Here is a 14,722-nt window from a genome sequence, read left to right on the forward strand (position 1 = left end):
CGGGGTGGTGGTTTTGCTCAGCCCTTGTTTTGGTAAAGAGCGCGGTGTTCGGCAAAGCGCCGTTTGAAGTCCTGTGCAAGCATGGCAAGGGTAACCTCGCCAAGGCGCGCGATCAGCATTGCCTCGGCGTCGCGAAAGGCGTCGTCAAGCGCGTGGTTGACCGCCTGCTCGACAAGGCAGCCGGGGCTTTCGGTGGCGTTGCCCATCTGGAAAAGCATGGGCTCGCCGAGTGCCGAATAGATGTCGCGCATGGTCACGGCCTCCAACGGGCGGGCAAGCGCCCAGCCACCGCCGTGACCGCGACCGGACGTTACCAGTCCGACATCGCGCAGGCCGGCCATCGTTCGCCTGACGACGACCGGATTTGTTTGCAGGCAGACAGCCAGTTCGTCCGAGGTCATCGGCGCGCCGCGTTCGGCCATGTGCAGCAGCGCATGCAGCACTGCAGAAAGTCGACTGTTTCTTTTCATGTAATAATAATAGTTACGAATTCACGGAGCTGTCAAGTCGCGTTGATGCAGGCCGCGATGGGGGCGGTCGTTCAGGGGGCGAGGGTCGGCAGGTAGGTCAGCCACAGCGGCGCTGAAAGCCAGAGAAAAAATGCCGTGATATGGATGACGATAATGAACCGCAGATGGCTGCGAAACGGCTCCTTTTGCGTCTTGTGCCGGAGAAGCTTTTGCGCCGCGACTGCCCCGAGGCTGCCGCCGAACAGGGCAAACTGCAGCAGCCTGGCCTCGGAAACACGCCAATCCCAGTCACGGGCCGCTTCCTTGTCCCACCAGTAGACGCAGAAGGTGACGACGTTGAAGAGCGCGAGAATAAGGAGAATGGCCTGGGTGTTTGTCATGCGCCCACCCTGGCACGTCCGGATTGCGCAAAGCCTAACTTTGGCTCCGGAATAGGGCGCAGCGCGCGACAACCCTTGCACCGGCTGCCCAGATGTTTTACCGAGACACAGGAAAATTCAGCAGTTCAAGAGCATCCCATGACCCTCGTCGACGTCCGCATCTCCGAACCGAAACGCTATATTCCAGGCGCCACTGGCGACTGGGAAGTGATCATCGGCATGGAAGTCCATGCCCAGGTGACGAGCCAGTCGAAATTGTTTTCCGGCGCGTCGACGACCTTTGGCAATGCGCCGAACTCCAACGTCTCGCTGGTTGATGCCGCGATGCCCGGCATGCTGCCCGTCATCAACGAGGAATGCGTCAGGCAGGCCGTGCGCACAGGGCTCGGCCTGAAGGCGCAGATCAACAATCGCTCGATCTTCGACCGCAAGAACTATTTCTATCCGGACCTGCCGCAGGGTTATCAGATTTCGCAGTTCAAGGATCCGATCGTCGGCGAGGGCAAGATCATCATCTCCGTCGGACCCGACCGTCAAGGCCAGTTCGAGGACGTCGAGATCGGCATCGAGCGCCTGCATCTGGAGCAGGACGCCGGCAAGTCGATGCATGACCAGCATCCGACCATGTCCTATGTCGACCTCAACCGGTCCGGCGTCGCCCTGATGGAGATCGTCTCCAAGCCGGACATGCGCTCGTCGGACGAGGCCAAGGCCTATATGACCAAGCTGCGCTCGATCGTGCGTTATCTCGGCACCTGCGACGGCAACATGGACGAAGGCTCGATGCGCGCCGACGTCAACGTCTCGGTGCGCCGTCCGGGCGAGGATTTCGGCACGCGCTGCGAGATCAAGAACGTCAACTCCATCCGCTTCATCGGCCAGTCGATCGAGTACGAGGCCCGTCGCCAGATCGGCATTCTCGAGGATGGCGGCACGATCGACCAGGAAACCCGCCTGTTCGATCCGCACAAGGGCGAGACCCGCTCGATGCGATCCAAGGAAGACGCGCATGATTACCGCTATTTCCCTGATCCGGATCTTTTGCCGCTCGAATTCGACGATGCCTTCGTTGCTGCCCTGAAGGCAGACCTGCCGGAACTGCCGGATGACAAGAAAGAACGGCTGGTCCGCGATCTCGGCCTGTCGATCTATGACGCCTCGGTGCTGGTCTCGGAAAAGGCGATTGCCGACTATTTCGAGGCGGTCGCTGCCGGCCGCGATGGCAAGATCGCCGCAAACTGGGTGATCAACGACCTCTTGGGCGCCTTGAACAAAGCCGGCAAAGCCATTGAAGAGACTCCGGTTTCCCCCGCCCAGCTCGGCGGCATTCTTGACCTCATCAAGTCCGAAGTCATCTCCGGCAAGCTCGCCAAGGATCTGTTCGAAATCGTCTGGACCGAAGGTGGCGACCCCGCCGAGATCGTCGAGGCGCGTGGCATGAAGCAGGTGACCGACACCGGCGCCATCGAAAAGGCCGTCGACGAGATCATCGCCGCCAATCCCGATCAGGTCGCCAAGGTGGTCGCCAAGCCATCGCTTGCCGGCTGGTTCGTCGGCCAGGTGATGAAGTCGACCGGCGGCAAGGCCAATCCTCAGGCCGTCCAGGCACTGGTCAAGGCCAAGCTCGGGATCGAGGAATAATGTTCTTCGTCCGCACCGCCTCGGAGCGCGATCTGGCTAAGGTCAGCGCGCTGCTCGTCGAGACCTGGCATGCGACCTATGACGGCATCTACGGGGTCGAGAAGGTCGCTGAACTGACCGCCAAATGGCATTCGGTGCCGGCGCTGAAGGCAAGGCTTGCCCGCAAGGATGCCGAATTCGTCGTTGCCGACAATGGCCGCGATATTGGCGGCATGGGCTATGCCGCCATGTCCGAAACGCACAAGAAGGGCGCTGTGCTGCACCAGCTCTACGTCCTGCCGAAATTCCAGAAACAGGGCATCGGCCGCGATATGTTCGCCGAACTGGAAACCTGCTTTCCCGATGCCGAGTTCATGCAGCTCGAAGTCGAGCCGCAAAATCGTGCGGCGCTGGCCTTCTATGAGGCCCATGGTTTCGTGAAAATCGGTGAGACCGCCAATTGCGGCGACGGCCAGTCCGGCATCGCCGCGCTCGTCATGGAAAAGCCGCTGGGCTGATCATTCCACGGCCATTCTCTGCCTCCTTCGTCGGGACGCGTCGCCGTGACGTCGAAGGCATTGAACCCGGAAACGCTGCGTTGCTGCCCTCAATCGAACGGGGATTCCACGGGAATCACTGGACAATCCGCTGACTGCGCGGCATAAGCGGGACAGATATGTTGTGCATCCCGCCACGCATTCGACGTGGTGCGGTTCAAGGACGGTGCTCATGAAATTTCTGCTGCAGATTTTCACCTGGTGGAATGGACAGACACTCGGCACCCGGCTTCACACCTGGCGCTTCGGCACTCGTGTCGGCCAGGACGAGGCCGGTAATATCTACTACCAGGGCGGCAAGGATAGCGAAGGCCGTACGCGCCGCTGGGTCATCTACAACGGCTATGCCGACGCCTCGGCCATCCCGCCCGGCTGGCATGGCTGGATGCACCACCGCACAGACGTCTCGCCAGCCGATGAAACCTATTCGCCCCGCGAATGGCAGAAGCCGCACAAGCCGAATGGCACCGGCTCGATCAACGCCTATCGCCCGCCAGGCTCGATCAGCGCACCTGGCGAACGTCCCCGGGTCACGGGCGACTACGACGCCTGGACGCCGCGTTCCTGATCCGGTTTCGGCAAAGCCGAATGTCCCGCCTGTGATCGCGCGTTGGCGCATCATGCCTCGGCCACATTTCAAGTTTAGCGCCTGATATCAGGGCAAGGGTGTCCGGATGTTGTGTGGGAGACGAGCGGTAATGGTATTTTCAAGTCAGCGGAATGCAATGCGGCGGCTCCTGCCGATCTCCGCCCTGTGTCTCGCGGCGGCGGCAGCGCTTCTTTCCACGGCTTCAATTGTGAAGGCCGAACGCATTTCCAATGCGGTGGCCGTGTTTTCCGGCATCGACAAGATCACCGGGCGCATCACGACGTTCGACGTCTATATCGGCGAAACCGTCCAGTTCGGCGCCCTGCAGGTGACGCCGCGTGTCTGTTACAATCGCGACGACACGGAAGCGCAGAAGACGACAACCTTCGTCGAAGTCGATGAAATCACGCTCGACCGCAAGATCCGCCGCATCTTTACCGGCTGGATGTTTGCCGACAGCCCCGGCCTCAATGCCGTCGAGCATCCGGTCTATGACGTCTGGCTGCAATCCTGCAAGGCCACGTCCGACCTGCCGGCGCCAGACGAAGCGGCCACGCAGTAAAATCCCCCATGTCTGTCTAGAATTTGAGATGCGGCGAGGCGATCGCAGCCGCGAGCATGACCTCGTATCTGGCCTTGGGCACATCGATTGCGCCGAAACTCTTCAGGTGCTCGGTCGTAAACTGGGTGTCGAGCAGCCGAAAGCCCCGCTTTCGCAGGCGCTCGACCAGATAGACGAGGCAGATCTTCGACGCGTCCGTGCGTCTCGAAAACATGCTTTCGCCGAAAAACGCAGACCCCAGCGAGACGCCGTAAAGGCCCCCGACCAGTTCGTCACCGTCGAAAGCCTCGACGGAATGGGCGTGGCCCATCGCATGTAACGTGGTGTAGAGCGCCCGGATCTTGCCGTTGATCCATGTTGTCGGTCGATCAGGGGCGGGCGCAGCGCAGCCGTCCATCACCGCCTCAAAGCAGCTATCGAAGCCGATTTCAAAGGGCATACGGCGAACGGTTTTCGCCAGGCTTTTCGAAATGTGGAAATCATCAAGCGGGATTATGCCGCGCAGTTCCGGTTCGACCCAGAAAAGCTCCGGATCGTCGGCGCTGTCAGCCATCGGGAAAAGCCCAATGGAATAGGCGCGCAGCAGAAGCTCCGGGGTTATTTCCGGCTGCCTGCTGCGCGTTCCCCTCACAGTCGTCGCCTCATTCCGCCGGATCGGCGGCCGGTTGCGCGAGATAGTTCTCCAGCCAATGGATATCGTAGTCGCCATTGGCGATATCCTGATTGTTGATCAGGTCCTGAAACAAGGGCAGCGTCGTCTTGATGCCATCGATGACGAATTCGTCGAGCACGCGGCGCAGGCGCATCATGCATTCGACACGGGTGCGTCCGTGCACGATCAGCTTGCCGATCAGGCTGTCGTAGTAGGGCGGGATCTTGTAGCCCTGATAGGCACCGCTATCGACACGAACGCCAAGGCCGCCGGGCGCATGGAAATGCGTGATCGTGCCGGGCGAGGGCACGAAGGTCCGGGGATCCTCGGCATTGATCCGGCATTCGATGGCATGGCCGGAGAAAACGATTTCGTCCTGCGTCACCGAGAGGCCGGCGCCAGAGGCGACACGGATCTGCTCATGCACCAGGTCGATGCCGGTGATGGCCTCGGTGATCGGATGCTCGACCTGCAGGCGGGTGTTCATCTCGATGAAGAAGAACTCGCCATTCTCGTAGAGAAATTCGACGGTACCGGCACCACGATATTTCAGCTTGCGCATGGCATCGGCGCAGATTTCGCCGATCTTCATGCGTTGCTCGACATTCAGCGCCGGCGAATTGGCTTCTTCCCAGACCTTCTGGTGGCGGCGCTGCAGCGAGCAGTCGCGTTCGCCCAGATGAATGGCATTGCCTTCGCCGTCACCGACGACCTGGATTTCGATGTGCCGTGGCTTGCCGAGATACTTTTCCATGTAGACGGCGTCATTGCCGAAGGCTGCCAGCGCCTCCGAGCGGGCGGTCGAGACCGCCTCGGACAAATCGTCCTCGTTTCTGGCCACCTTCATGCCGCGACCACCGCCACCGGCTGTCGCCTTGATCAGTACCGGAAAGCCGATTTCTCGGGCGATCTCAAGCGCGTTCTCGGGCTTGACCTCGCCGGCTGAGCCCGGAACGACGGGAATGCCGAGCGATTTTGCCGTTTCCTTGGCCGTGATCTTGTCACCCATGATGCGGATGTGATCGGCGGTCGGACCGATGAAGGTGATGCCGTGCGCGTCGAGAATATCCGCGAACTTGGCGTTTTCAGACAGGAAGCCGTAGCCCGGATGCACGGCGTCGGCGCCGGTGATTTCGCAGGCTGCGACGATCTGGTGGATGTTCAGGTAGCTGTCGCGCGAGGGTGGCGGGCCGATGCAGACACTTTCGTCGGCAAGGCGCACATGCATCGCATCGGCGTCTGCCGTGGAATGGACGGCGACCGTGGCGATGCCGAGTTCCTTGCAGGCGCGCAGGACACGAAGGGCGATTTCGCCGCGATTGGCAATGAGGATTTTCGAGATCATGGGTCTGTCGCCTTATTCGATGACGATCAGGGCTTCGCCATATTCAACCGGAGCGCCATCCTGAACAAGGATTTCCGTGACCTTGCCGGCGCGCGGGGCCGGGATCTGGTTCATCGTCTTCATGGCTTCGATGATCAGGATGGTCTGGCCTTCCTTGACCATGGCGCCAACTTCGATGAAGGCACGCGAACCGGGGGCCGGCGAGAGATAGGCGGTGCCCACCATCGGCGAGGTGACGGCATTCTTCGACGCCTTGCCGGCGTCGGTGACGGCAGAGGCGCTGGCGGCACTGGCGAACTGGACCGGGGCTGCGACAGGAACCGGAGCGGAAACATATTGCGGCGTTCCGGCGCGGGACACGCGGATGCGCAGATCGTCCTGCTCGACTTCGATTTCGGTCAGATCGGTTTCATTCAGGATGTTGGCGAGATCGCGGATCAGCGTCTGGTCGATGCCGGGTTTCTTGTCAGCCATGGATGTGAGCCTCTTGTTCTTCTTATCGCGTAGGATGTGTGAGTGTCTTTAGCGCATTGAGCGCAAGAATGTAACTGTCCGCGCCGAAGCCGCAGATCACGCCCTTGGCCGCCGGGGCGAGCAGGGAGGTGTGGCGGAATTCTTCGCGCGCATGGACGTTGGACAGATGCAGTTCGACCACCGGGATGCCGATGGCTTTTGCCGCATCGTGAAGGGCAATCGAGGTGTGGGTATAGGCGCCGGCATTGACGGCGATGCCAGCGGCCTTTTCGCCGGCTTCGTGAAACCAGTCCACCAGGTCGCCCTCATGATTGCTTTGACGGAAGACGATTTCAAGGCCCAGCCTTGCGCCTTCGGCAACGCACATGGCTTCGATGTCGGCCAGCGTCAGGGCGCCGTATATTCCCGGTTCACGTTTGCCCAGCGCATTGAGATTGGGGCCGTTGAGCACATAGATCGTCGAAGGCATAGGCAGGTCCGTGCGATTGTCGGGGGTTACCTATAGACCGATGACAACGCAAGGAAAAGCCCCTTGGAACTCAAGGGGCTTTGTCCACAAGCGATGTGCCTGTCCGGCCGCAAAACGGCGATGTTCAGCAGATGGTGCTGCCGCAACTGCGCATGTTGGTCACCTTCGTCTCCAACTCCTCGGCGCCGACCGCGCCGAACACCGCCTCTTTGCCGATCACATAGGAGGGTGTGCCTGTGATGCCCAGCGTATTGGCCAGCGTATAGGCTTCCTTGACGGATTCGTCGGTGGCGGGATCGACCATCTTTGCCCGCAGGTTTGCCTCCGCGACACCCAGACGGCCGGCGACGGCAATTGCCGTCTCTTCGGTCGCCCGGTCTTCCCCTGTCAGCAGGGCGCGGTGAAAGTCGCCGTATTTCTCTGGCGCAACCAGCCGGAAGGCGGCACTCACCTTGTGTGCGGCGAGCGAATCCGGCCCGAGGATGGGCAGTTCCTTCAGAACAAACCGGACATTCTTGTCCTTCTCGAGGAGAGCATCCATGTCGGCGAGGGCCCGTTTGCAGTATCCGCAATTGTAGTCGTAGAACTCGACGACGGTCACATCGCCCTTCGGATTGCCGAGTGTCACATCATGGACCGACTGGAAGATGGCATCGCTGTTGTCGTCGATTGCTGCTTTGGCCTGTTCGAGCTGGGCCTGTTCCTGCTTCAGTTTCAGCGACTTCTGTGCCTCCAGCAGGATCTCGGGATTGGCGACCAGATATTCCTTGATGAAGGCGCCGATCTCTTCCTTCTGCTTGTCGTCAAGCGCATTGGCCAGGCTCGGAAGCACCGTTGCGGCCGTCAGGAGCGCCAGTGATCCGGCGATGATCGTGCGAAGTTTGAATGCCATCTTGTCCTCGTTGTCCTTGTTTGCCTCAGTCTGTCGTTCAATTGGAACGGTCGGGTCAACACGCTTGTTTGAAAGACAACAGAATAGTCCGCACATCGGTGCAGCCTTGTCGCAAGCATAGGGGCGCGCGATCGCAAACGAAACGGCAAAATCGGCGTAAGTGAGACGCTCGCGCACTTGTGAAGGCTTTGCCAATGGGGCAAACCGCAAAGCGTGACATTCTCAGAGGGGTCTACCGTTGAAATCGCTTTCCGCACGCAGCGCCGTCGAACCGTTTCACGCCATGGATGTTCTGGCCGAAGCCACGAAGCGGCGCGAGGCCGGCTATCCGGTTATTTCGATGGCGGTCGGCCAGCCGAGCCATCCGGCGCCGACGGCCGCGCTGGAAGCGGCGCGCCGGGCGCTCGAGCACGGACGTCTGGGCTATACCGACGCGCTCGGCACCCTGTCGCTGCGCACCGCAATCGCCCACCATTATCGGACACGTTACGGCATCGACATCGATCCTCAGCGTGTCGCGGTGACGACAGGATCGTCGGCCGGCTTCAACCTGGCATTCCTGGCCCTGTTCGATCCGGGTGACTGCGTCGCCATCGCAAGGCCTGGCTATCCCGCCTATCGCAATATCCTGGCGGCGCTCGGACTAACCGTCATCGAGGTCGAGGCCAATGCGGAAACGGGTTTCACCCTGACGCCTGACAGCCTCGAGGCTGCAGCCGAAAAAGCCGGCAAGGTCATCCGTGGCGTGCTTCTCGCAAGCCCCGCCAATCCGACGGGCACCGTCACCGGCAAGGCCGGACTGAAGGCGCTGGCGGATTATTGCCGCGACCGTGACATCGCCTTCATCTCCGACGAGATCTATCACGGCCTGACATTTGCCGGCGAGGAAACGACGGCACTGTCGGTGACCGACGATGCTGTGATCATCAACTCGTTTTCGAAATATTACTGCATGACCGGCTGGCGGATCGGCTGGATGGTGCTGCCGCAGGAACAGGTGCGCGGCTTCGAGCGCATCGCCCAGAGCCTCTATATCTCGCCACCGGAACTGTCGCAGATCGCGGCGGAAGCCGCGCTCGGGGCGTCCGCCGAACTCGACGTCTATAAGGCGTCCTACGGCGCAAACCGCGACCTGCTGCTGAAACGCCTGCCCGAGATCGGTTTCACCATAGCCTCGCCGATGGATGGGGCATTCTACGCCTATGCGGATGTCAGCCGGTTCACCAATGACAGCATGGATTTTGCCCGGCGGATGCTCGCTGAAATCAGTGTCGCAGCGACGCCCGGACTGGATTTCGATCCGCTCGAGGGACACCGGACAATGCGCTTCTCCTATGCCGGCGCGACAGACGACATGCTCGCCGCGATGGACCGGATCGCCAGATGGCTCGCATGATCGTCTAGCATTAACAAAGGCTCGGCGCGTTATTCGGAATCAGCTTCGCAGGCAGTTGAATCAATCTGTGAGGCTATGAACTGCCGCAATGGTCTGATGAGGTGATGCCGGCCTGTAGCCTTTGCCTGCGAATGACACGCCGCCGGAGCCATCGCCGCTGTCCGCCCCGCTGGCGGATGCGCCATGCGAGCGGTAGCGATGCGTCAAACGTGCTGTCCACAGCGATGGCGACCAGAGTCCAGTGCCCAGAGCCCGGCTGGGCTAACCATGTCCAGCATGCAATCTGCCTTGCAGGCACCCCGAAGATGTCCCTCTTCTCAACGAAAAAGGCCAGCCAGATATCCCTGGCTGGCCTTTTTCAATTTTCAGGCGCGTCTCGCGCTGGCGATCAGAAGAAGCCGCGCTTCTGCCACCAGCCACCCTTTTTGGGTTTCGCCGGCTCGCTATCGTCCTTTGCCTCGACGGCAGACGACTTGATCACCGGCGGGCTGGCAATGGTGTCGACATCACGGTTGGCGCGCGCCGGCTTGGGCTCGTCGAGCGCAGCGGCTGCTTCTTCCACGACCGGTTCCGCCACGGGCTCGGCCTTGACCGGCGTTGCTTCGATGGAAGCCTGCGCATCCGTGTCGGCGGTTTCGGCAGGCGCCTCTTCGACGACAGCCTTCTTGCGGCTGCGCTTCGGCTTGGCTGGCTTTGCTTCGACAACGGCTTCGACCGGTTCATCGGCAACGGCAACAACCGCTGCAGCTTCCTCAGCCGCTTCAGGTTCGTCGTTGACGACGGTTGCAGTGGCAGCCGTCAGTTCGGTGTCTGGCTCTTCTGCGTCGTCGTCTGCGGCAACGTTTTCACCATCTTCCGGACGATTGCGGCGGCCACCGCGCTTGCCGCGACGGCGGCGCTTGCGCTTCTGCTGTTCGTCGTCGCTGAGCGCCGTTGCCTCGATGCCGTCGACGTCGGTGTTCGCCGTCGTATCGTCATCGCCTTCATCGCCATCATCATCAACGCCGTTGTCTTCGGCCTGGCCCTCGGCATTGCCAAGCGGCTCGCCATTCGGACCCGTGCCGCGACCGCCACGCCGCCTGCGGCGACGCTTGCGCTTGCGATTGCCCTGGTCGTCACCCTGTTCGGCGGGCGCGCGTTCGCTGCGCTCGGTCCGCTCGGCGCGTTCCGGCTTGGCTTCCGCGACGACATCATCATCCTCTTCGACATCATCCTCGATGACGACATCATCGTCCTCTTCGGGCTCGGGTTCGAACTGGATGATCTGATCGATCTGCACGGGATTTTCCACGGCTTCGCCACGATCAATGGCGAAATGTTGGGCGCCGACATGGGCGTCCGCCTCGATGATGATCTGAACGCCAAAACGCTCTTCATAATCGATGATCGTGCCACGCTTGTGGTTGAGCAGGTAGAGCGCGATATCCGGTGTCGCGCGAACCGTAATATTGTGCGTCGTGTTTTTCAGCAGGTATTCCTCGACGCCGCGCAGGACGTGAAGCGCAACAGAGGACTGCGAGCGAACATTGCCCGTGCCGTTGCAGTGCGAGCAGACCTGCATGGTCGATTCGAGAACCGAGGCGCGGATGCGCTGGCGTGACATTTCGAGCAGACCGAAATGCGAGATGCGTCCGACCTGGATGCGGGCGCGATCGTTTTTCAGATGGTCCTTGAGGCGCTTTTCGACCGAACGGTTGTTGCGCTTTTCTTCCATGTCGATGAAGTCGACGACCACGAGACCGGCAAGGTCGCGCAGACGCAGCTGGCGGGCCACTTCTTCGGCGGCTTCCAGGTTTGTCTGGAGCGCGGTGTCCTCGATTGAATGCTCGCGGGTCGAGCGGCCGGAGTTGACGTCGATCGCCACCAGCGCTTCCGTCTGGTTGATGATGATGTAGCCGCCGGACTTCAGCGTTACCTGCGGCACCAGCATGCGGTCGAGCTGGGCTTCGATGCCCGAGCGCGAGAAGATCGGGTGCACGTCACGATAGGGCTGAACGACCTTGGCGTGGCTCGGCATCAGCATCTTCATGAAAGCCTTCGCTTCCTTGTAGCCTTCCTCACCGGCAACGATGATTTTGCTGATGTCCTTGTTGTAGAGGTCGCGGATCGAGCGCTTGATCAGCGATCCCTCTTCATAGACGAGGCAGGGGGCTGTGGACGACAGCGTCAGCGTCCGGACGTTTTCCCACAGGCGCATCAGATATTCGAAGTCGCGCTTGACCTCGACCTTGGTGCGGTTGGCACCGGCCGTGCGCAGGATCACGCCCATGCCCTGCGGCACGTCAAGTGCGCGGGCAATTTCCTTGAGGCGCTTGCGGTCCGGCAGGTTGGTGATCTTGCGGGAAATACCGCCGCCGCGCGCCGTGTTCGGCATCAGCACCGAATAGCGGCCGGCAAGCGAAAGATAGGTTGTGAGCGCCGCGCCCTTGTTGCCGCGTTCTTCCTTGGCCACCTGGACCAGCAGGATCTGCCGGCGCTTGATGACTTCCTGGATGCGGTACTGCTTGCGCGGACGACGATTGACCTGGCGTTCCGGCACTTCTTCCATGGCGTCTTCGGCGCCGACGGATTCGATGACTTCCTTTTCCTCGTGATGACCATCGTCATCATCGTCGTCATCATTGGAACGGCGACCGCCACGGGTATCTTCCGAAATCGAATCGGTATCGACCATCGCAGCCATTTCGCCACCGGACGAACCGTCGTCGGCATCGCCGCCGTCGGAGGATTCAACGACCTCGGCCGCTGCCTTCTTGGTCCGGCGCGGACGCTTCGGCTTGGCCTTCGGCTTTTCTTCGGCAACCGCCTCAACCGGCGCCTCGACGGCGTCAACCGCATTGGTCTCATCAGCGGCGAAAACGCTTTCCTCGTCAGAATCGTTTCCAAGATCGGTCCCGGTCTCGACGGATTCGATATCGTCGTCGCGACGCGCTTCTTCGGCTTCCTGGCGCAGCAGGGCCTGACGGTCGGCGAGCGGGATCTGGTAGTAGTCTGGGTGGATTTCCGCGAACGCCAGGAAGCCGTGGCGGTTGCCGCCGTAATCAACAAAAGCTGCCTGAAGCGAAGGTTCGACGCGGGTGACTTTCGCGAGATAGATATTACCGCGGATTTGTTTCTTGTGTTCGGATTCGAAGTCGAATTCTTCTATGCGACTTCCGCGAACAACAACGACGCGCGTCTCTTCAGCGTGAGACGCATCGATAAGCATTTTCTCTGCCATTTAAGCTGTGCTCCTCGGCGTGAGCGCGACACGGCAGAGATAATGCGACCCGGAGGTGAATTTCCCTGCAGTTGGCGTTCTGCGCCGAATGTGAATGTTCTCGCTTGGCTTGGGAGATGGGGCAGGGGCCAGACGGCGCCAGGAACGATGTCGCTCCGGGGCCTGTTTACTTCTGACTGATACTGCTGTGACAACATCAATGACCAAACAAGAATGCCAAAGTATTAGGCCGAAACGGCCCGATGAATGTGCCCGATCACGGGCTAGCGGTGTGTGCCACCATAAACATCCCGGCCACCGCCGGATTTTTTGCGATCCAGTATGCGGAGAAAAAGTGCAGCGACGGCGGATGAAGAGACGACTGCTTGCGGACGCATGACCGGGTTTAAACAGGTTTGAACCTGTCTGGTCATGGCTTGGCGCCAGGGGTTTTTGACCCTATGGCAGCCGGTCGTTGATTCTATCCCGTCAACACTTTCTCCCTGCTGACGCTTTTATGTTTTCTATGTCACAATGGCAAGGGAAAAGCCGAAAACGCCATAATATTGATTGATTCGCTGGCACCTGTGTGCTGCGCGGTTGCGCTTGTGCAGGCCGTTTCCAGCAATAGAATTTTGGTGGCGAAAGCTTTGGTTAACCATGAGGCGTCATTGATTGGGCTTGCAGACCCGATGCGCTTTTGCGCCGACAGCGTCCGTTTGGGACCGAACAGGAACAAGACATGCGGAGCATGACGTGACGCGGCAGGCCGGATCTCGCGCCTTGAACTTCCAGGATGGTCAGCGACGTTCCGGCATTGCGGGGCTTTTTCGTGTCGTCCTGCTTTCGCTCGCCGCACTCTGCGGTGCACAGAATGCCTGTGCCGAAGATATCGAACCGCTACTTGCCTATGGCGCCCGCATTGCCGGCGACGACGCCCGCACGCGCGTCGTCATCGACTTTGACAAAAAGCCGGTCTTTTCGATTCACTACGTCGCAAACCCTGTGCGGATCATCATAGATCTGCCCGAGACCGCCTTTGGTCTGAAGCCGGAGGATCTCGAGGCGAGGGGGCTTTTCAACGACATCCGCTATGGTGGCATGGGGGCTGGCAGTTCCCGTATCGTCTTGACGGCCAGCAAGCCGGTCGGGGTCGCCCTGGCGGAGGTCAAGGCAGACGAGAGCGGCAAGGGGTTTCGCCTTGTCGTCGATGCGGAATTCGTCACACAGGACCGGTTTTCGAAGCTTCTCGAGAAGCAAAAGTGGACAACTGTCGCCACCACGACAAAAACCGGTCGCCTGGCGGAGGCGGCCACCAGTGATGGCTCCTTCGTCATCGCCGTCGATGCCGGACATGGCGGGATCGACACCGGTGCGATCGGGGTCGTGACGAAGACCGAGGAAAAAAAGGTCACTCTGGCCTTTGCCGAGGAAATGGCGGCGGCCCTCAACAAGGAAGCCGGGGTAAAGGCTTTCCTGACGCGCTCGAAGGATGAGTTTCTCTCGCTGTCCCAGAGGGTGCAACTCGCCCGGCAGAACGGTGCCAATCTTTTCATCTCCATCCATGCCGACACGCTGAAGCAGAAGGATATTCGCGGCGCCACCGTCTACACGATTTCAGACAAGGCATCGGACCATCTGGCGGCCAATCTGGCGGAACGCGAAAACCTCTCCGACCAGATCGCCGGCGTCGCCCTTGAAACGGAACCGGCGGATGTCGCGGACATCCTGATCGACCTCACGCGGCGTGAGACGCAGGCCTTTTCCGTCAATCTCGCAAGGTCTGTTGTGTCGTCTTTCGAAGGCCAGATAAAGCTGATCAACAATCCGCATCGGTATGCAGGTTTCCAGGTGCTGCGCGCGCCCGATGTGCCATCCGTGCTGCTCGAACTTGGGTTCCTCTCCAACAAGGAGGATGAAAAGCTGCTTCTGGATCCGAAATGGCGCAGCAAGGTCTCCGAGCGACTGGTTGATGCCGTTCGGCACTATCGCAATGGCGCGCTTGCCAATGGCGGTTGATGCCGGCGATAACGCGGCTTGTGATTTGTGTCGCGGCGGTAACAGCGATATGCTTTTCAATGGCATATGCCGGGGATAAAGCGTCGAGAGCCCTATTT

The 14,722-nt window shown here is 60.4% G+C and carries 14 protein-coding genes; 6 read left to right on the forward strand and 8 right to left on the reverse strand.

The features are described 5' to 3' along the window. Positions 1-17: 17 nt before the first annotated feature. The gene (locus AX760_RS04090; RefSeq protein ID WP_071831701.1) at positions 18-470 is read right to left on the reverse strand and encodes an RrF2 family transcriptional regulator; all 453 of its coding nucleotides are present in this window, start codon (positions 468-470) and stop codon (positions 18-20) included. Positions 471-541: 71 nt separating this feature from the next. Further along, the gene (locus AX760_RS04095; RefSeq protein ID WP_071831703.1) at positions 542-850 is read right to left on the reverse strand and encodes a DUF1294 domain-containing protein; all 309 of its coding nucleotides are present in this window, start codon (positions 848-850) and stop codon (positions 542-544) included. A gap of 138 nt (positions 851-988) precedes the next feature. On the opposite strand from AX760_RS04095, the gene gatB reads away from it, so the two are divergent. The 4 genes from gatB to AX760_RS04115 all read left to right on the forward strand — a co-directional run bounded on the left by gatB (position 989) and on the right by AX760_RS04115 (position 4,178). Continuing rightward, entirely contained in the window at positions 989-2,491 is a 1,503-nt protein-coding gene (gatB, locus tag AX760_RS04100) for an Asp-tRNA(Asn)/Glu-tRNA(Gln) amidotransferase subunit GatB (RefSeq protein ID WP_071831704.1), read from the forward strand. Further along, the gene (locus AX760_RS04105) at positions 2,491-2,988 is read left to right on the forward strand and encodes a GNAT family N-acetyltransferase (RefSeq protein WP_071831706.1); all 498 of its coding nucleotides are present in this window, start codon (positions 2,491-2,493) and stop codon (positions 2,986-2,988) included. The genes gatB and AX760_RS04105 overlap by 1 nt, the downstream gene beginning before the upstream one ends. Before the next feature lie 211 nt (positions 2,989-3,199). Beyond that, positions 3,200-3,595, forward strand: a complete 396-nt coding sequence (locus AX760_RS04110; RefSeq protein ID WP_071831708.1) for an NADH:ubiquinone oxidoreductase subunit NDUFA12 — start codon at positions 3,200-3,202, stop codon at positions 3,593-3,595. 130 nt (positions 3,596-3,725) lie between these two features. After that, positions 3,726-4,178, forward strand: coding sequence for a DUF2155 domain-containing protein (locus AX760_RS04115; protein WP_071831709.1), 453 nt, complete (start codon positions 3,726-3,728; stop codon positions 4,176-4,178). Between the two features lie 16 nt (positions 4,179-4,194). Here the strand turns inward: AX760_RS04115 and aat are convergent, their stop codons facing one another. From aat to AX760_RS04140, 5 genes are all read right to left on the reverse strand, one after another. Beyond that, positions 4,195-4,809 (reverse strand): leucyl/phenylalanyl-tRNA--protein transferase, encoded by a 615-nt coding sequence (gene aat / locus AX760_RS04120; protein ID WP_071831711.1) that lies wholly within the window; start codon positions 4,807-4,809, stop codon positions 4,195-4,197. A 10-nt stretch (positions 4,810-4,819) separates the two neighbouring features. After that, complete coding sequence (gene accC, locus AX760_RS04125; protein ID WP_071831713.1) at positions 4,820-6,175, reverse strand: acetyl-CoA carboxylase biotin carboxylase subunit; 1,356 nt, start codon at positions 6,173-6,175, stop codon at positions 4,820-4,822. Between the two features lie 12 nt (positions 6,176-6,187). Then, positions 6,188-6,649 carry an acetyl-CoA carboxylase biotin carboxyl carrier protein gene (gene accB, locus AX760_RS04130; protein ID WP_071831715.1) on the reverse strand — a complete coding sequence of 154 codons (462 nt, stop codon included), beginning with the start codon at positions 6,647-6,649 and terminating at the stop codon, positions 6,188-6,190. A 22-nt stretch (positions 6,650-6,671) separates the two neighbouring features. Continuing rightward, complete coding sequence (gene aroQ, locus AX760_RS04135) at positions 6,672-7,118, reverse strand: type II 3-dehydroquinate dehydratase (protein ID WP_071831718.1); 447 nt, start codon at positions 7,116-7,118, stop codon at positions 6,672-6,674. 124 nt (positions 7,119-7,242) lie between these two features. Then, positions 7,243-8,010, reverse strand: coding sequence for a DsbA family protein (locus AX760_RS04140; protein WP_071831737.1), 768 nt, complete (start codon positions 8,008-8,010; stop codon positions 7,243-7,245). 283 nt (positions 8,011-8,293) lie between these two features. Between AX760_RS04140 and AX760_RS04145 the strand changes: the two genes are divergently transcribed. Then, the gene (locus tag AX760_RS04145) at positions 8,294-9,406 is read left to right on the forward strand and encodes a pyridoxal phosphate-dependent aminotransferase (RefSeq protein WP_071831739.1); all 1,113 of its coding nucleotides are present in this window, start codon (positions 8,294-8,296) and stop codon (positions 9,404-9,406) included. A gap of 388 nt (positions 9,407-9,794) precedes the next feature. Here AX760_RS04145 and AX760_RS04150 read toward each other — a convergent pair whose 3' ends face one another. Continuing rightward, the gene (locus AX760_RS04150) at positions 9,795-12,626 is read right to left on the reverse strand and encodes an Rne/Rng family ribonuclease (RefSeq protein ID WP_071831720.1); all 2,832 of its coding nucleotides are present in this window, start codon (positions 12,624-12,626) and stop codon (positions 9,795-9,797) included. Between the two features lie 762 nt (positions 12,627-13,388). On the opposite strand from AX760_RS04150, the gene AX760_RS04155 reads away from it, so the two are divergent. Continuing rightward, positions 13,389-14,624, forward strand: coding sequence for an N-acetylmuramoyl-L-alanine amidase (locus AX760_RS04155; RefSeq protein WP_071831740.1), 1,236 nt, complete (start codon positions 13,389-13,391; stop codon positions 14,622-14,624). Positions 14,625-14,722 lie beyond the last annotated feature (98 nt).

The organism is Pararhizobium antarcticum (genome assembly GCF_001885585.1).
GTDB lineage: Bacteria > Pseudomonadota > Alphaproteobacteria > Rhizobiales > Rhizobiaceae > Pararhizobium > Pararhizobium antarcticum.